Annotated in this window: 22 protein-coding genes; 14 read left to right on the top strand and 8 right to left on the bottom strand. The window is 31.0% G+C overall.

The window, feature by feature from the left end; genetic code table 11:
• The first annotated feature begins 28 nt into the window (after positions 1 to 28).
• From recG to LQ622_RS01655, 7 genes are all read left to right on the top strand, one after another.
• Positions 29 to 2,068, top strand: coding sequence for an ATP-dependent DNA helicase RecG (gene recG, locus LQ622_RS01685; protein ID WP_204168241.1), 2,040 nt, complete (start codon positions 29 to 31; stop codon positions 2,066 to 2,068).
• A 58-nt stretch (positions 2,069 to 2,126) separates the two neighbouring features.
• Positions 2,127 to 2,747: a class A sortase gene (locus LQ622_RS01680; RefSeq protein ID WP_126476882.1), complete on the top strand. Its 621-nt coding sequence runs from the start codon at positions 2,127 to 2,129 to the stop codon at positions 2,745 to 2,747.
• Positions 2,748 to 4,171: 1,424 nt separating this feature from the next.
• Entirely contained in the window at positions 4,172 to 4,741 is a 570-nt protein-coding gene (gene fapR / locus LQ622_RS01675; RefSeq protein ID WP_025905295.1) for a transcription factor FapR, read from the top strand.
• Entirely contained in the window at positions 4,734 to 5,720 is a 987-nt protein-coding gene (plsX, locus tag LQ622_RS01670; RefSeq protein WP_196307669.1) for a phosphate acyltransferase PlsX, read from the top strand. Before fapR ends, plsX begins: the two co-directional genes overlap by 8 nt.
• Positions 5,713 to 6,633, top strand: a complete 921-nt coding sequence (gene fabD, locus LQ622_RS01665) for an ACP S-malonyltransferase (protein ID WP_204179223.1) — start codon at positions 5,713 to 5,715, stop codon at positions 6,631 to 6,633. The genes plsX and fabD overlap by 8 nt, the downstream gene beginning before the upstream one ends.
• Complete coding sequence (fabG, locus tag LQ622_RS01660; RefSeq protein ID WP_239762340.1) at positions 6,633 to 7,370, top strand: 3-oxoacyl-[acyl-carrier-protein] reductase; 738 nt, start codon at positions 6,633 to 6,635, stop codon at positions 7,368 to 7,370. Before fabD ends, fabG begins: the two co-directional genes overlap by 1 nt.
• Before the next feature lie 87 nt (positions 7,371 to 7,457).
• Positions 7,458 to 7,691, top strand: a complete 234-nt coding sequence (locus LQ622_RS01655) for an acyl carrier protein (protein ID WP_017000113.1) — start codon at positions 7,458 to 7,460, stop codon at positions 7,689 to 7,691.
• An 85-nt stretch (positions 7,692 to 7,776) separates the two neighbouring features.
• Here the strand turns inward: LQ622_RS01655 and LQ622_RS01650 are convergent, their stop codons facing one another.
• From LQ622_RS01650 to LQ622_RS01625, 6 genes are all read right to left on the bottom strand, one after another.
• A complete protein-coding gene (locus LQ622_RS01650) occupies positions 7,777 to 8,997 on the bottom strand; it encodes a tyrosine-type recombinase/integrase (RefSeq protein WP_210136179.1) in 1,221 nt (406 codons plus the stop codon).
• 23 nt (positions 8,998 to 9,020) lie between these two features.
• The gene (locus LQ622_RS01645; protein WP_239774629.1) at positions 9,021 to 9,482 is read right to left on the bottom strand and encodes an ImmA/IrrE family metallo-endopeptidase; all 462 of its coding nucleotides are present in this window, start codon (positions 9,480 to 9,482) and stop codon (positions 9,021 to 9,023) included.
• 16 nt (positions 9,483 to 9,498) lie between these two features.
• Positions 9,499 to 9,870, bottom strand: a complete 372-nt coding sequence (locus LQ622_RS01640) for a hypothetical protein (RefSeq protein WP_239774628.1) — start codon at positions 9,868 to 9,870, stop codon at positions 9,499 to 9,501.
• A 93-nt stretch (positions 9,871 to 9,963) separates the two neighbouring features.
• The gene (locus LQ622_RS01635; RefSeq protein ID WP_239774627.1) at positions 9,964 to 10,485 is read right to left on the bottom strand and encodes a hypothetical protein; all 522 of its coding nucleotides are present in this window, start codon (positions 10,483 to 10,485) and stop codon (positions 9,964 to 9,966) included.
• 217 nt (positions 10,486 to 10,702) lie between these two features.
• A complete protein-coding gene (locus LQ622_RS01630; RefSeq protein WP_239774626.1) occupies positions 10,703 to 11,638 on the bottom strand; it encodes a hypothetical protein in 936 nt (311 codons plus the stop codon).
• A gap of 143 nt (positions 11,639 to 11,781) precedes the next feature.
• A complete protein-coding gene (locus LQ622_RS01625; RefSeq protein WP_239774625.1) occupies positions 11,782 to 12,141 on the bottom strand; it encodes a helix-turn-helix domain-containing protein in 360 nt (119 codons plus the stop codon).
• 155 nt (positions 12,142 to 12,296) lie between these two features.
• Between LQ622_RS01625 and LQ622_RS01620 the strand changes: the two genes are divergently transcribed.
• A complete protein-coding gene (locus LQ622_RS01620; protein ID WP_239774624.1) occupies positions 12,297 to 12,515 on the top strand; it encodes a helix-turn-helix transcriptional regulator in 219 nt (72 codons plus the stop codon).
• Positions 12,516 to 12,603: 88 nt separating this feature from the next.
• Positions 12,604 to 12,795: a hypothetical protein gene (locus LQ622_RS01615; RefSeq protein WP_107617181.1), complete on the top strand. Its 192-nt coding sequence runs from the start codon at positions 12,604 to 12,606 to the stop codon at positions 12,793 to 12,795.
• Here LQ622_RS01615 and LQ622_RS01610 read toward each other — a convergent pair.
• Entirely contained in the window at positions 12,792 to 13,172 is a 381-nt protein-coding gene (locus LQ622_RS01610; RefSeq protein ID WP_107617182.1) for a DUF2513 domain-containing protein, read from the bottom strand. The genes LQ622_RS01615 and LQ622_RS01610 overlap by 4 nt on opposite strands.
• Before the next feature lie 206 nt (positions 13,173 to 13,378).
• Between LQ622_RS01610 and LQ622_RS01605 the strand changes: the two genes are divergently transcribed.
• Entirely contained in the window at positions 13,379 to 13,645 is a 267-nt protein-coding gene (locus LQ622_RS01605; protein WP_107590690.1) for a helix-turn-helix domain-containing protein, read from the top strand.
• A gap of 138 nt (positions 13,646 to 13,783) precedes the next feature.
• Here LQ622_RS01605 and LQ622_RS01600 read toward each other — a convergent pair whose 3' ends face one another.
• The gene (locus tag LQ622_RS01600; RefSeq protein WP_239774623.1) at positions 13,784 to 14,011 is read right to left on the bottom strand and encodes a hypothetical protein; all 228 of its coding nucleotides are present in this window, start codon (positions 14,009 to 14,011) and stop codon (positions 13,784 to 13,786) included.
• An 86-nt stretch (positions 14,012 to 14,097) separates the two neighbouring features.
• On the opposite strand from LQ622_RS01600, the gene LQ622_RS01595 reads away from it, so the two are divergent.
• The 4 genes from LQ622_RS01595 to LQ622_RS01580 all read left to right on the top strand — a co-directional run bounded on the left by LQ622_RS01595 (position 14,098) and on the right by LQ622_RS01580 (position 16,005).
• Positions 14,098 to 14,790, top strand: a complete 693-nt coding sequence (locus tag LQ622_RS01595) for a BRO family protein (RefSeq protein WP_239774622.1) — start codon at positions 14,098 to 14,100, stop codon at positions 14,788 to 14,790.
• 195 nt (positions 14,791 to 14,985) lie between these two features.
• On the top strand, positions 14,986 to 15,489 hold the full coding sequence (locus LQ622_RS01590; RefSeq protein ID WP_210146488.1) for a helix-turn-helix domain-containing protein: 504 nt from the start codon (positions 14,986 to 14,988) through the stop codon (positions 15,487 to 15,489).
• A 10-nt stretch (positions 15,490 to 15,499) separates the two neighbouring features.
• On the top strand, positions 15,500 to 15,835 hold the full coding sequence (locus LQ622_RS01585; protein ID WP_210146489.1) for a helix-turn-helix domain-containing protein: 336 nt from the start codon (positions 15,500 to 15,502) through the stop codon (positions 15,833 to 15,835).
• The gene (locus tag LQ622_RS01580; RefSeq protein WP_185805782.1) at positions 15,832 to 16,005 is read left to right on the top strand and encodes a hypothetical protein; all 174 of its coding nucleotides are present in this window, start codon (positions 15,832 to 15,834) and stop codon (positions 16,003 to 16,005) included. Before LQ622_RS01585 ends, LQ622_RS01580 begins: the two co-directional genes overlap by 4 nt.
• Positions 16,006 to 16,011 lie beyond the last annotated feature (6 nt).

Genomic DNA, 16,011 nt, shown 5'->3' with positions numbered 1-16,011 from the left:
AGAGTATTAATAAATATAGGTGATAAAAATGAATAAGCAACATCTAATATATACAGACCGAACTTTGCAAGAACTTAAAGGTGTTGGACCAAAAAGTTTACAGTTATTAAATGAATTAAATATCTATACATTAGAAGATTTAGTGTTGTATTTACCAACACGTTACGAAGATGAATCTGTCATAAATTTAAACGAAGCAACTGATGGTGATGTTGTCACTGTTACTGGAGAAGTGTACTCTAGTCCGACTGTCGCATTTTTTGGTAGAAATAAATCTAAATTAACGTGCCATATGCTGATTGATCAAATTGCCGTTAAAGTCACATTCTTTAATCAACCTTATTTGAAAAAAAGACTCATTATGGGTGAAACAGTTACGATCAAAGGTAAATGGGATCAAAAGAAACAAATTATTGCTGGTCAAAAAGTAATGGCTGAAAAAGAGGACGGTGGAAATGCGTTAACACCTATTTATCGATTAAAAGAAGGTTTAAAACAAAAGCAGCTTAATAAATACATTGAACAAGCATTACAACTTGTTGAAATTGATGAATGGTTATCTCCAAATTTAATGGATAAGTACAAATTAATGCCATTAAAAGATGTCATTCCAATTTTACATAAACCACTTCAATTTAATCACCTCAAATTAGCACGTCGAACATTTTCATTTAATGAATTATTCTTATTTCAGTTAAAGATGAAATGGTTAAGCAAATTAGAAAAAGAATCTAATAAAATAGAAGGTTTAAATTATGATGTTAATGCGGTGAAATCTTTTATCGAAACATTACCATTTGAATTAACAGATGCTCAGAAAAATAGTGTGAATGAAATTTTTAGAGATTTAAAAGCGCCTATTAAAATGCATCGATTATTACAAGGTGATGTAGGTTCGGGTAAAACGGTTGTTGCAGCTATTGCGATTTATGCAATGTTTAATGCAGGTAAGCAAAGTGCGCTTATGGTCCCAACAGCTATATTAGCTGAACAACATGCAATCAGTTTAGATGAGTTGTTTGGTGGGCAATTGAATGTCGCTTTATTAACAAGTTCGGTTAAAGGTAAAAAAAGAAAATTATTACTTGAACAGTTAGAAGCAGGAGAAGTTGACGTTATTGTAGGCACGCATGCACTTATTCAAGATGATGTAGCGTTCAATGATATTGGATTAGTTATCATTGATGAACAGCATCGATTTGGTGTAAATCAACGTAAGAAGTTGCGTGAAAAAGGTGCAGATACAAATGTCTTATTTATGACAGCAACACCAATTCCGAGAACATTGTCTATCTCTGCGTTCGGGGAAATGGATGTAACCTCGATTAAACAAATGCCTAAAGGGAGAAAAGAAATTTTGACATCGTGGGCTAAACATGAAGAAATTGATCATGTACTGAATCAACTAAACAGTGAAATATCAAAAGGTCGACAAGCGTATGTCATTTGTCCATTAATAGAAGAAAGTGAAGCGTTGGATGTTCAAAATGTAGTCGCAATTTATGAGCAATTACAGTTGCGTTTCGGTGCGGATAAAGTCGGTCTTGTCCATGGGAAAATGCATGCAGATGAAAAAGACGAAATCATGAATAAATTTAGTAATAATGAAATCGCGATATTAGTTTCTACAACTGTTGTTGAAGTAGGTGTAAACGTCCCTAATGCAACATTTATGATTATCTATGATGCTGACCGATTTGGTTTATCTACTTTACACCAATTAAGAGGACGTGTCGGTAGAAGTCATCACCAAAGTTACTGTACGTTAGTAGCATCACCTAAAACTGAGAGTGGTGTAGAACGTATGCACATTATGACTGAATCTACTGACGGTTTTTATTTATCAGAACGAGATTTGGAAATGAGAGGACCAGGTGACTTCTTTGGCGTTAAACAAAGTGGTTTACCTGATTTCAGAGTTGCAAATATTGTAGAAGATTATAGGATGTTAGAAGTCGCAAGAGACGAAGCGAGTGAATTAGTGCAATCAGGTGAATTTTTCAAACCTGAATATGATAAATTGAGATTATTAGTACAAGAATCTATGTCAGAACAAAATTTTGATTGACATTGGTACACGTATTGTATAAATTTGAATTACCATATTTTGAGAGTAGGTTAGAAACATGAGATGGTTATATAAAATTATAGGTATCTTATTAATCATGACGGCAATATCTATTTTCTTCTGGAATGATATTAGAACGTATTTTACAGACCGTGTTAATGATAAAGTCATCGAGTCGTATGAAAATCATGATGACAGCGTTAAAATAAATCCAATAGAATCATGGATTACAAAAACAGAAACAGATAACTTAAAAGTAAATGAACACATGGTTGGTTATTTAAAAGTACCAGCAGCAGATATATCAGAGCCTATATTTAAAGGACCAGCAACAGAACAAAATTTGAAAAACGGATTGTCTTTAGTAGATGAGAACGAAAAATTAAGTGAGCAAAATGTCGCAATCGCAGGCCATCGTGTAGAAGGTGCAGGAATAAGATTTAATTATCTCGATCGCGCAAAAGTTGGCGATAAAGTAGAACTCATCACATTAAAAGGTAAAAAGACATATATAATTAAAAACATTAAAAATGTGAAGCCAAATCAAGTAGAAGTATTAGATGAACATAAAGGTAAACCGAATCAATTAACATTAATAACATGTGATAATTATAATCCAGATACTTTATTGTTCGAAGAGCGCATGATATTTACAGCAGTAGAAGAAAATGCAGCATAACTATGATAGAGGAGAGCAAAATTTCAAATTTTGCTCTTTTTTTGTTGGGAGAAATGAGTTGGATGAAGTGGGTATGAGAGATAGGTGGGTGATTTGTTGGATATAGGTGTGGAGGATTCATCGAGTAGGTAGGGAGAATGTGAGATATTCGAGAAGATGTGAGTTAATGAGGTATTAAACCCACGAGATTGGAAAACATGTGAGTTAAAGAGGCAGTAAACTCACAAGATTGAAGAAGATGTGAGTTAAAGAAGTAGTAAACCAACGAGATTGGTGAACATGTGAGTTAAAGAAGTAGTAAACTCACAAGATTGGAAAACATGTGAGTTAAAGAGGCAGTAAACCCACGAGATTGTGAAAGATGTGAGTTAAAGAGGCAGTAAACTCACGAGTTTTGAAAAGATGTGAGTTAAAGAGGCAGTAAACTCACGAGATTGAAAAAGATGTGAGTTAAAGAGGTAGTAAACTCACAAGATTGTCGAACATGTGAGTTAAAGAAGAAGTAAACCCACGAGATTGAAGAAGATGTGAGTTAAAGAGGTAGTAAACTCACAAGATAGATGAACATGTGAGTTAAAGAAGTAATAAACCCACGAGATAGATGAACATGTGAGTTAAAGAGGTAGTAAACTCACGAGATTGGTGAACATGTGAGTTAAAGAGGTAGTAAACTCACGAGATTGGTGAACATGTGAGTTAAAGTGGTAGTAAACTCACATCTTTTTAAAAATTAAATGATTATTTAGAAATGAACATTTTTGATTACATAAAAAATCGCCCAAGTCGTAGCTTAATGCCTACATTAAGCCAAGAGATCACTCAAGTCGTAGCTTAAGTCCTGAATAAAGCCAAGAGATCGCTCAAGTCGTAGCTTAAGTCCTACATTAAGCCAAGAAATTGCTTAAGTCTTAGCTTAAGTCCTGAATAAAGCCAAGAGATCGTCCAAGTCATGGCTTAAGTCCTAAATAAAGCCAAGAGATTGTCCAAGTCATGGCTTAAGTCCTACATTAAGCCAAGAGATTGCTCAAGTCATAGCTTAACTCCTAACTTAAGCCAAGATATCGCTCAAGTCGTAGCTTAACTACTACATTAAGCCAAGAAATCGCCCAAATCGTAGCTTAATGCCTACATTAAGCCAAGTGATAGCTTAAGCCTCAGCTCCCAATTCCAACACCTAACCTCGCACCCAAAATAACCCGACCTTCCTCCTCAAATCCATAACCACCCCCAAAAAAATTTACTCATTCCACCTTGTCTTCTCATCTTATTATTTAAGTCTTATGACCAATTTTTTAAATTTCGCTCTTTTTTATTGTATAATTTGTTGAGTATATTGTTATACCCATGTTAGTATAAGTAAGGTAGGTCATGATAGCAGGTGCTAATTTTAGCTATAAGTACATAATAGAATGGATTTGGATGAAATGAAATTATCAAAAGCAGATCGCCAGAGGGAATTAACAAATCGTTTGAAAGCTGAACCTTTCATAACTGACGAAACTTTAAGTGAATATTTTAAAGTAAGCATCCAAACTATTAGACTAGATAGAATGGAGCTAGGTATTCCAGAATTAAGACGCCGCATCAAAGATGTAGCAACACAAAATCATGATGAAATTAAATCATTACCCATTGAAGATGTCATTGGGGAAATTATAGATATTGAATTAGATAAATCAGCAATATCTATTATAGATATTAAGGAAGAACATGTTTTTACACGTAACGGTATTGCTAGAGGACACTATTTATTTGCCCAAGCTAACTCATTATGTGTAGCATTGATTAATGATGAATTAGCATTAACAACTAAGAGTAATGTTCAATTCAAAAAATCAGTAAAACTAAATGAAAGAGTCATTGCTAAAGCTACTGTGATTCATAAATCGAAACATATAGCTAAAGTAGATGTCACAAGCACTGTTCATGGAGAAACTGTTTTCCAAGGACAATTTGAAATGTATTATTCGAGCGAGGGTGAAAATAATGGTTAAGATTGCGATAGATATGATGGGCGGAGATGACGCGCCAGGTATCGTAATAGAAGCGGTTAAACAAGCAGTTAATGATTTTCCAGATTTAGAGATTTTGTTATATGGTGACGAAAAACAATTTGATTACAAACATGATCGTATCACTTTTTATCATACAGATGAAAAGATAACAATGGATGATGAACCTGTTAGATCAATTAAGAAAAAGAAAAATGCTTCAATGGTTTTAATGGCGAATGCTGTTAAAGAAGGTAAAGCAGAAGCATGTGTATCAGCTGGTAATACAGGTGCACTTATGAGTAGTGGATTATTTATTGTCGGCAGAATAAAAGGTATTGAAAGACCTGCATTAGTTGCGACTTTCCCAACTGTGACAGGTAAAGGATTTGTATTTTTAGATATTGGTGCAAACTCAGATGCTAAACCTGAACATCTTGTGCAATATGCTAAAATGGGTGAAATTTATGCCAAACAAATTAGAAGTATTGAAAATCCTTCATTGGCTCTTTTAAATATTGGTACTGAAGAAACAAAAGGTAATGCTTTAATGAAAAAGACTTATCAATTACTTAAAGAAGAACAATTTGATAACTTTATTGGAAATGTTGAAGCAAAATCTTTATTGTTAGATGCATGTGATGTCGTTGTATCAGATGGTTATAACGGTAACATGGTGTTAAAAACAATCGAAGGTACAGCAACAGGTATATTTAAAATGTTGAAAGAAGCGATGACTGCTTCAACTAAAAATAAACTTGCTGCACTTACTTTGAAAAAAGATATTAAAAAAATCAGCAATAAAATGGACTATGCAGAATACGGTGGTTCAGTCCTATTAGGATTAAATGGTGTTGTTGTTAAAGCACACGGATCATCAGATCAACGTGCATTCTATAATGCAATTAAACAAGCTAAGCTAGCTGCAGATACTAAAATAGTAGATAAAATGAAGAAAGCAGTAGGTGAAATAAATGGGTAAAGTTGCAATCATGTTCCCTGGTCAAGGGTCACAAAAAGTAGGAATGGCAGAAGATTTATATCAAGAAGAAATTAATGCAACATCAATTTTAGAAAGAGCAAATGAATCATTATCATTTGATTTACTTGAAATTATGTTTAAAGATCCAGAAGAAATTCTTGGATTAACTGAATATACACAACCAGCATTGTTAACGCATAGTTCAGCTTTAATGAATGCTTTAAAAGATTTAAATTATGACTACGCATTAGGACATAGTTTAGGTGAATATTCAGCATTAGTATCAGAAGGTGTATTAAAGTTTGAAGATGCCGTTCAAATCGTACATAAACGTGGTACATTAATGTCTGAAGCTTTTCCACAAGGTGTAGGTTCTATGGCAGCGGTACTAGGTTTAGACATTGAAAAAGTGAGAGAAATCTGTGAACAATTATCAACAGAGGACAAACTTATTGAACCAGCAAACATCAATTGCCCAGGTCAAATCGTTGTATCTGGTCATGCAGAACTCATTGATAAACTTGCAGCAGAAGGTAAATCACTAGGTGCTAAACGTGTTATGCCTTTAAAAGTTTCAGGTCCATTTCATTCTTCAATGATGAAAACTATAGCAGATGATTTTGAAAACTACATTAATCAATTTGAGTGGAATGATGCTGAACACCCAATTGTACAAAATGTATATGCTAAACCTGAAACAGATCATGAAGTTATTAAAGCGAACATGGTTAAACAATTATTCTCACCAGTTGAATTCAGTCAATCTGTTGAGTATTTAATTGAACAAGGTGTAGATCACTTTATCGAAGTCGGTCCTAACAAAGTATTATCTGGGTTAGTTAAAAAAATTAGTCGTGATGTTAAAATAACATCAATTCAAACAATTGATGATATTAAAGGATGGAATGAATAATGACAAAAACAGCTATCGTTACAGGTGCTTCTAGAGGTATTGGTCGTAAAATTGCATTAGAACTTGGTAAAGAAGGTTACAATGTAGTTGTAAACTATGCAGGAAATAAAGAAAAAGCAGAAGAAGTCGTTTCTGAAATTAAATCATTTGGTGTAGAAGCATTTGCATTTCAAGCAAATGTAAGTGAGCAAGATGAAGTGAAAGCTATGATTAAAGAAACAACATCTCAATTTGGTACTATCGACGTACTCGTCAATAATGCAGGTATTACAAGAGATAATTTATTGATGCGTATGAAACAAGACGAATGGGATGACGTAATCAATACAAACTTAAAAGGTGTATTTAACTGTGTTCAAGCAGTAACAAGACCAATGTTAAAACAAAAATCTGGTCGCATCATTAACTTATCAAGTGTTGTAGGATCATTAGGAAACGCAGGACAAGTGAACTATGTAGCAACTAAATCAGGTGTTGAAGGTATGACAAGAACATTTGCTAGAGAATTAGCATCTAGAGGCATTACTTGTAATGCAGTTGCACCAGGATTTATCATATCAGATATGACAGATCAATTATCTGATGAATTAAAAGAACAAATGAAATCACAAATTCCACTTGCACGATTTGGTGAAGATAGTGATATTGCACATACAGTAGCATTTCTTGTAAGTGATAAAGCAAGCTATATTACTGGCCAAACAATTCACGTTAATGGCGGAATGTATATGCAATAATAACTACTTTTATAGTAGAATAGGATAGTAAGAGAAATTGAATTTCTTATTATATAAGATTTAAATCATTTAAAGGAGGTGAATGGAATGGCAAGTTTCGACAAAGTTAAAGACATTATTGTAGATCGTCTAGGTGTAGACGCTGAAAAAGTAACGCCTGAAGCTTCATTTAAAGATGATTTAGGTGCTGATTCTTTAGATATCGCAGAATTAGTAATGGAATTAGAAGATGAATTTGATATGGAAATTCCTGATGAGGAAGCAGAAAAAATCAACACAGTTGGTGACGCTGTAAAATATATTGAATCATTAGAAAAATAATTCAAATTATAAAAGCCCGTATACCAATGGTTTCGGGCTTTTTATTATGTCTTTTTATGAAAAGGGGGCAAAAAGGGGGCAAAATCTATACGATGTTAATATTTTCTAACTTATTTACTAACTCTTTAGACATTTTTTCAGATACGTGTGAGTATATTTTTAAAGTAGTATCATGATCATTATGACCAACTCTATCCATAGTAACTTTCAAAGGAATACCCATTTCAGCTAAAAGGGTTATATGTGAATGTCTGAATATATGAGTAGTCACTTTTTTATTGATCGAATCAATTTTATCTACAGCTTCTTCTAATATTTTATTTATTTGAGAAATAAAGATAGGGTTACCTTTACTTGTAGTGAAAATAAAACCTCGATTAATATATGATTTATTATAAAGTTGTAATTTTTTATTTTCATGGATAAGTGTTTTTAATATTTGGCAACTTCTATTATTTATATTAATTTTTCGAGTACTATATTCATTTTTAGTAGTATCTTTAACACCGTAACCACCATTGGACTTTTTCCAATTGATAGTTCCTTCTATCATTAATTCCTTTTTATCAAAGTCTATATTTTCATTTTTAATAGCTAATAGTTCTCCGACCCTCATCCCATTTAGATACATAAATTCAATAATATATGCAGTCACAAAACGTATTCTTTTGCTATCTAATCTATTAAGTGCCTGGTAATCTTCCAGTATTTTATTAATTATTAATTTAACCTCTGAATTTTCCAAGAAAAATGATTGTTTATTTCTAATTTGTTCTATAGATAAACTTTTTCGTGGTAGAGTAATGTTATCAATGAAAGATATGTTTTCTAAGTTATAAAATTTATTAACGTATCGCATTATGTTTTTAAATAGGGATAATATCTTATAGCTATATTCATGAGCAATATTTAATTCTAGAATTTTATCAAATTGCTTTTGAGTATAAGATAAATTTAACTTTTGAACTAATACATCACTATTAAATAATTTTTTTAGTACTTTGAGTTCACTTTCTTTACTCAAAAATGTATTATATTTATTACCTGAAGTCGCTTTATAGTGTTTAAAATACTCATCACAGACCTCGAAAAAAGTTAAAGTACTTAATTGTTGTGTATCACTATTTGAAATAATAGAATTTATTTTTTTATCTAGCAATAACACAGCTTCATTTTTAGCCTTTTTTGTACATGTATTCATACTTATACTTACTTTTTTACTTTTATTAGTAAGTGGATCTTTATATCTTTCATAAAATTTATAAGTTGTTTTTCCATTTTTTAAAACCCTTTCTTCATACCACATGTTTTTATACCTCCAAAATTACATCAAATCGATTTAATACCAACTAAAGGATGTGTTTTACTTCTATTGATCAACATCTCTAGTCTTTTATATGCCTCTAAATACGTTACCTCAAAGTAATATACAAGCTGTTCAGCAGTCCATAACTCATTTGTAACGATTAATCTTTCTGGCATACGTAGTAATAAAGAAAACTTTTCAGCTTCAGCTTCTTGTTTAAAGTTGAATAGATGTTTTGTTTTATTTTGATTTCCAATGTGTAAGTAAAAATGTGCAAACTCATGACAAAATGCTTTCCACATATTCTCGTTACTGTCGTTTTTGATGAATATTACATCTCTATTCCTTACTTTCGCATATAACGTAATAGGGGAGTTATAGACCACTAAAATATTATATATATTGCTTAAAAAATCTATATTCAAGTCACTCTTATCTAAAATAGTATAAGCAGTGAGTTCATTCACTATATCTTCGACTCTCATTTTACTTCCTCCAAATCTAATCAAATGATCTAATTAATTTAATCACTTTGCCGATTATATTTACGTTGTTTATATCTTCAAGAGAGTAGCTGGTGTTATTAATAGCAACATAGTTTGATAATTTTTTTATTTCAAATCTATCTGATTCAATAAAATTAATTTCTGCAACAAACTGGTTAAAAGGAGTACCGTTCATTTCATCATTTATAACTACAATATCTTTATCAAATAGCAAAGGCTCAATGTTGTCTGTATCATCAAAATATATAATGATTGCTTGGTCATTATTTTCTATTCTTTTGTTATCTCTTGATGTAGCAAACTTTGATATTCCAGTCCTAAATTGTTTATATCTTTCTGGTATTTCAATTAATGTGTTTGTATTCATGTTCTATTCCTCCAATTTATTAGAACGTATGTTCGGTTTAAGTTTGAAATAAAAGCCGACCAAAATATTTAGTGGTCAGCTAAATTAAAGTTATTATTGATTCCATAATTCGTCCATTTGGTTAGAATATTCTTCTTGTGATAAATCGCCATTTTCTAATTGGTCGAATAATTCTTCTTCTTTTTGCATATTACTTTCAAAATTCGGATCTCTGTCAGTAAATTGTCCAGTGTCTTCATTATAATTCCATCCAGGTTGCGAACCATCATATCCACCCTGTTGTTCAGATAGTGGTGGTTGTTCTTCTGTTGAAACATTTTGCTCAGTTTGTTGCACTTGATTAGGTTGTTCTGTGGTTGTTTCTTCAACTGATTGAGAAATTTCTGTTGTATTTTCATCAGTAGATTGTTCCTCTGTTTTTGATTCTGATTCATTTTTACTATCTTTGTTTTTATTTTCTTTATCAGTATTGTTCGTTTTTTCGTTTTCTTTTTTATTCTTGTCTTTATTATCTATTTTCTTAGTAGTATCATTTTTAGATGATTTTTCATCTTCCTGACTACATGCACCAAGTAATAAAGTTCCTGTAAGTGTTGCTAATAAAAGCTTTTTCATTTATGCATCTCCTTGTATAATTGGTAAGGTTCCTTATATTTGATATAATATCAAGAAAAAGGGTGATTTAAGTGGAAATAAATTTTAGTAAAGCAGAAATAGCGTATATTAAAGAATCAGTTATATCATATAGTGAGTCTTTCGGTATTTATGAATATGATCAAAAACTTAAATTTGAGCTATATAAGTCAATTATTGAGAAAATAGAAAGCAATTATCACTCTAGAGAATTGCTTTCACTTCTTGAAGATTGATTTGCAAGGAAAATTGTTTGGTTTTGGTCGACAATATCTTTTAATGTTGTGAGTAAAAAGTCACAGTCTGCTTTTGCTACAGCTCCAGCTTGAGTATGATTAATTATATTTCTCATAGAATAAGCTACTTCAATTCGTCTCTTAGTTCGATAGTTAATTTTATCTCTTTCTTTTAAATTTTCGATTAACTTATCATACATTGTTGAATCAGAATCCTTATGTTTAATGTTGTTTAGTCTTTTTAATTTTATTAAAAATGTTTCTATTGCTACTGCAAACGTGGCAGCAGCAGGTAGATAGAGCTCTCGTTTATAAGCTTCTAATCCTTGGTTAATTTGATATTCAAAAGTCTTATCATCAACAACCCTAACCATATCATCCAATTTTAAATGATTGAAAGGACTAACTTTACTATGTTTTTTAGATGACATTCTTTCTGTGGACAATTTTTCGTAATTTTTTAAGTGTTTTTCAGCTAATTTACTTCCATCTCTTTGAAAATTTTTCCCCCTATAATTTTTGTACTCTTTAAAATCATCGAAATGATGAACTATATTTATAAATGTTTTGTAATCATCGAAATTAAATATTTTTAAAACATCAAAAATATATTCTATAGGTTGTCTAATATATTTGGTAGCTGTTTTTGAAAGTTCAACATTGTCTTGATTTCTATAATCAAGATTTAAATCATTAATATTTTTATTAGTTATGATAACTACATCACTATATTCAAAAAATTTATCATTTAATTTAATTAAACCTATATAATAATTCTCATCTTCCATAAATGGAAAAGTTTCAGGATTACTATTGTATTGTGAAATCATTCTATTTTTAACAGCATTTCTATATGAACTTAAAAAATCATCTAAATATTTTTCAGCAACTTTATTCATTTAATATTCCCCTTATTTATTAATAATATAAAACACTAAAAATATACCTTCATCCAATTTATAAATGTTAGTCTACTAATTTAGTGCAATCTAAAATTTAGTTAAAAAATATAAACTAACAGGGTGTTAGTTCATACTCTTTTCTATTGATCACCTTTAGCCTTTTTATCTTTCTCTATATAGAAGTCGGCTAAATCTGATAATTCTCGCATAATTTCTTTTTTACGGTCATCGGATAGTTCGTCCCAACCTTCTTTGTCTGAAAACATCAAAACTTCAGCATCTTCAAGTAGGTTAAGTCTTTCCTTAGTTTTACGACCGTGTAATTCATCTAATGTAACATTAAAAAAATCTGCAATTTTATTTTGAATTATATTATCTGGCATTCTTCTATTTTGTTCATAGCTAGCATATGTAGTTTTTGCTACATCTAATATTTTAGCCATTTCCACTTGAGTTAAACGCTTTTGTTTGCGTAACCTTTGAAGATTTGCTGCAAACATAGTATCACCTCTTAATTGTATTATATACACAATATGCGTACTTTTTGAATACAAATTATACAAACTATTACGAAAAGAATATTTATTGTTGACATAGTACGCGTAATGTAATATATTGATAGTACGCAATACGTAAGACTTAGGAGGTGCTAATAATGAATAAACTTAAAGAATTAAGACTTGAAAATAAATACACTCAAATAAAATTGTCCGAAGTTTTAAATATTCCAAAATCAACGTATGCAAGCTATGAACAGGAACACAGAAGTTTGCCTATAAAGGTAGCTATAATACTTGGTGATTTATATGGAGTAGATTGGAAAATTTTTTTTGAGAAACAAGTACGCGATACGTACGATGAAGTATATAACTAGAACACTTGATTTATTCGACTAACTAAATAATACGAAAAAATAAGTGAACATGATAGACCAGTCAGTTCACGGAAAGAGAGGATGTTTTATGAGTAATGAAAAAGCCATCTATTACTTTTATGACGATTTAGGTAATAGACGACTGATTGAGATTGAAGATATTGAAGATGTAAACATGTCAATATCCGAAAATATAATTAATAGACAAATTCAGCATATGCCAAGATTAAAAAATAATTATTATGTACAAATTGACACAGTTGAATTCAAGTTGGATTAATCGAGACCTAAATATTTATTCATTACGGAAGTTGCAATGTTTTGAAGCACAGGTATTGAAACACTAGAGACTTTAGAAGCACGCTTTTTAGTTTCAGACCAAATAATGTCGTCCCTTATTGAATCTAAAAGTTGATGACCTTCATAAGTCATTGAATGAACATTGTAGAAAGCGTAAAATGCTTCACCTTTTGCAAAAAGCACTTTGATAAATCCAGCATCAAATAGACGTTTTAGAGTATATAAGATTTGTATTGAATCGTATTTTTGCATTCGATCGGTTTTTTCAAATTTTTCTTTTGTTAAACCTTCTAATGTGTAATTCATACCTTCAATTGTTAATAAAATATCTCTGATACAGTCTTGATTTAATTCCACAGTATCACCACCCTTCAAATTTAATATTACAAATTTGAAAGTAAATAAGTAAGACAGAACTTAAAACGAACATGTTGACGTCCTACTAGAGCGTTTAAGAGCTAGAGTGAGCGATGATATGAGCCACGCTTAAATACATCTAACAGTCATTGCCAAGACTAAACGTTGTAATAGGACGTCAACAAAAGAAAAGGAGGAACTAAACTATGTCTAATTTAAAGATATTGCCTAATGAAAAAAATGTAATCGTAGATTCAGATCAAGTTGTGTTTAATCCTATTTATGCTAAACCTGGTCCAGTCGGAAAAGCGTTTGGAGTAGGTAGAACAACAGTATACAACTGGTTGAAATCTTACGAACAAGACAATTTAGGTATCGAAGGACTGTATCTTGATTTAACACCTGGTTTAACACTAATCAATATTCAAAAACTAGAAGAATTTTTAAAGAAAAAACATAAAAAATGGTTATAGGAGGTCTGTACATGAGCAAGTTAAAAATTATCAAAATAACACTCCTAATCATCATCTTGGCCGAGGAGATTAAAAGTGTTAAGAGTGAAACTAAAAATTATAAGTCAATTAAAGCAAGTGATATTTCCAATATTCAATCTAAGATTCGCGAACAAATACACTACGTAAAGAATTTTTCATTAGATTAGTAAATGTTGCTTGCAAAACGTGCTGTTGAATCATCAATTCTTTTTCGTTTTTAGAAAAAGTAGGATTTTCTTTATCAACAATACGTTTTATCTTTGAAATATTTTCTGTTGAAGTAGCGAAATCAACAGATTCATTAAAAGCTTTATCAAACGCATCATTAAATTCTTTCTCAGTCATAAATTTCACCACGCTTTCATAATAAATTAAATTAATTGTACCAAATCAAAATAATAAATCTATAACAAATTTAGGAGGTCATTCAAATGACAAACGAATTACAAATTTTTAAGAATTCTAGTTTCGGAAATTTAGAAGTTTTAACAATAGAAGGAAAGCAATGGTTCCCAGCAATTAAGGTAGCTGAAATTTTAGGTTATTCAAATCCACATGATGCCATTAACAGACATTCTAAAACAAAGGGGGTCGTGAAACGCGAGGTCCTTTCAAATGGTGGTATTCAAAACAAAAAGTTTATTGACGAAGGAAATTTATACAGATTAATTACTAAATCAAAACTTCCACAAGCAGAACAATTTGAAGAGTGGGTATTTGACGATGTTTTACCAACTTTAAGAAAGACTGGTTCTTATCAAGTTAAACCTTTAACAACATCAGAACAAATTCAACTGATTGCACAAGGTAATACCGAATTAGACGAACGTGTAACAGCTATAGAAGAAAGTTATCCAATTATGCATGGACAAGCAAAACATATTCAACAACTAGTTGCTCGTAAAGTAGCAGAGATTGTTAGGAATAAATTCAATGGATATTACAAAGAAACATCTAAGAAATTGTTTGCAGAAATCTATAGAAGTATTAAAAAAATCTTCCAAGTACCAACGTATAACAGTATTCCTAGAGGACGATACGAAGAAGCAGTTAAATTTATTGAACAATGGCAACCATCTTACGACACAGTATATCAACTAGAACTCAACCTTAAAGAAGCATAAAAAAATAACTGAACCAGGTGACCAAACCCAGTCCAGTTACACTCAATGACCAAATTGAGATTTTTAGAACACATCATTTATTCGACCAAATGATGATAACTAAATAATACATCACATGATGTGAACTTTAAAGACGGAACAGTTAACCAAACACACGCATTAATCAATAAGGATTATAGAAAGAAGGAGAACAATATGGCACATGTAATCAAAAGGCAAATTGATAGAACAGGAATGACACAGCAACGATTGGCAGACATGGCACTAACAACAAAGAGCAACATGTCGATGATGATTAACGGTCAAAGGAATATATCGGCAGACACATATAAAGCTTTAGCAACAAATAGTAATGACGGAGTTTTTGTAACAGATACATTAAATGAATTTTCGGACGGTTTCTCCACACCTGCACACAGTGATGAATATTATTATGATCACCCTGGTTTAGTTAAATATCAACTTATAAAGGAAATGAAAGAAGCAATCTACGCCTTAGAAGAATGCGATTTCTTAAAAAGACCGGAATATATGACTAGAAATGAAAAAGAAGAAATCGTAAAGACAATGTCCGAATGTGAAGATGTATTGTTCCACGGAACTGTATTCATCAATAAGACATGTGAACACATTAATAAAAACATTAGAGATTTAGTAAAAGCACATGAACAGAAATTAAAAATGGAACGCAGAATATAGGAGGTATTATATGAAAGGAATGACTAAAGCTAGAGAAAATTTATTGAACAAAGTTTTTCAAAAGTCTGATGAACTTGGATTATCGATTAATAAACTGGCATTAATATTAGAGGTTTCTCCAGCTTTTTTATCAAAAATGAAGAATCATAAAGTTAATTATTCTAGTAAAACTGAACTTAAATTATCTAACTTTCTTAAATATAGTGCTACCGATATAGAAGACATAGTAGAGGATAAACGACCAAAAGGTATAAATGAAATCAAAAGGCAAGCATTTAAAAAAGGTTATAACAGAGCAATAAATGATGTAATAAAAAAATTCGAAGAAATGAAGGTGGATTTATGAACATTTTAAAATATCCGTTACTTACATTGATCATAGTAATTGAGTTCTTTATTATAGCAAGTTTTTCAGTTACACCTATTGAACATTCCTTAATGTTTTGGCTTGTAACAGTTTTGTTTTTCGAAATGTTCGACCATGTATTCAATAGTTTAAAAAATGATGAAATTTAAAGGAGG

Source organism: Mammaliicoccus sp. N-M50 (assembly GCF_022386995.1).
GTDB lineage: Bacteria > Bacillota > Bacilli > Staphylococcales > Staphylococcaceae > Mammaliicoccus > Mammaliicoccus sciuri_A.
The sequence above is the reverse complement of the archived record's forward strand: the minus strand, read 5'-3'. Positions and strand labels throughout refer to the sequence as shown.

Bases quoted from the DNA above. Each gene is read 5' to 3' on its own strand.
- LQ622_RS01600 (WP_239774623.1), bottom strand. From the start codon at position 14,011: ATGACTGAGAAAGAATTTAATGATGCGTTTGATAAAGCTTTTAATGAA.
- LQ622_RS01620 (WP_239774624.1), top strand. From the start codon at position 12,297: ATGAATAAACTTAAAGAATTAAGACTTGAAAATAAATACACTCAAATA.
- LQ622_RS01680 (WP_126476882.1), top strand. From the start codon at position 2,127: ATGAGATGGTTATATAAAATTATAGGTATCTTATTAATCATGACGGCA.
- LQ622_RS01655 (WP_017000113.1), top strand. From the start codon at position 7,458: ATGGCAAGTTTCGACAAAGTTAAAGACATTATTGTAGATCGTCTAGGT.
- LQ622_RS01605 (WP_107590690.1), top strand. From the start codon at position 13,379: ATGTCTAATTTAAAGATATTGCCTAATGAAAAAAATGTAATCGTAGAT.
- LQ622_RS01640 (WP_239774628.1), bottom strand. From the start codon at position 9,870: ATGAATACAAACACATTAATTGAAATACCAGAAAGATATAAACAATTT.
- LQ622_RS01595 (WP_239774622.1), top strand. From the start codon at position 14,098: ATGACAAACGAATTACAAATTTTTAAGAATTCTAGTTTCGGAAATTTA.
- LQ622_RS01630 (WP_239774626.1), bottom strand. From the start codon at position 11,638: ATGAATAAAGTTGCTGAAAAATATTTAGATGATTTTTTAAGTTCATAT.
- fabG (WP_239762340.1), top strand. From the start codon at position 6,633: ATGACAAAAACAGCTATCGTTACAGGTGCTTCTAGAGGTATTGGTCGT.
- LQ622_RS01615 (WP_107617181.1), top strand. From the start codon at position 12,604: ATGAGTAATGAAAAAGCCATCTATTACTTTTATGACGATTTAGGTAAT.
- LQ622_RS01625 (WP_239774625.1), bottom strand. From the start codon at position 12,141: ATGTTTGCAGCAAATCTTCAAAGGTTACGCAAACAAAAGCGTTTAACT.
- fapR (WP_025905295.1), top strand. From the start codon at position 4,172: ATGAAATTATCAAAAGCAGATCGCCAGAGGGAATTAACAAATCGTTTG.
- plsX (WP_196307669.1), top strand. From the start codon at position 4,734: ATGGTTAAGATTGCGATAGATATGATGGGCGGAGATGACGCGCCAGGT.
- LQ622_RS01650 (WP_210136179.1), bottom strand. From the start codon at position 8,997: ATGTGGTATGAAGAAAGGGTTTTAAAAAATGGAAAAACAACTTATAAA.
- LQ622_RS01590 (WP_210146488.1), top strand. From the start codon at position 14,986: ATGGCACATGTAATCAAAAGGCAAATTGATAGAACAGGAATGACACAG.
- LQ622_RS01635 (WP_239774627.1), bottom strand. From the start codon at position 10,485: ATGAAAAAGCTTTTATTAGCAACACTTACAGGAACTTTATTACTTGGT.
- LQ622_RS01580 (WP_185805782.1), top strand. From the start codon at position 15,832: ATGAACATTTTAAAATATCCGTTACTTACATTGATCATAGTAATTGAG.
- recG (WP_204168241.1), top strand. From the start codon at position 29: ATGAATAAGCAACATCTAATATATACAGACCGAACTTTGCAAGAACTT.
- fabD (WP_204179223.1), top strand. From the start codon at position 5,713: ATGGGTAAAGTTGCAATCATGTTCCCTGGTCAAGGGTCACAAAAAGTA.
- LQ622_RS01645 (WP_239774629.1), bottom strand. From the start codon at position 9,482: ATGAGAGTCGAAGATATAGTGAATGAACTCACTGCTTATACTATTTTA.
- LQ622_RS01585 (WP_210146489.1), top strand. From the start codon at position 15,500: ATGAAAGGAATGACTAAAGCTAGAGAAAATTTATTGAACAAAGTTTTT.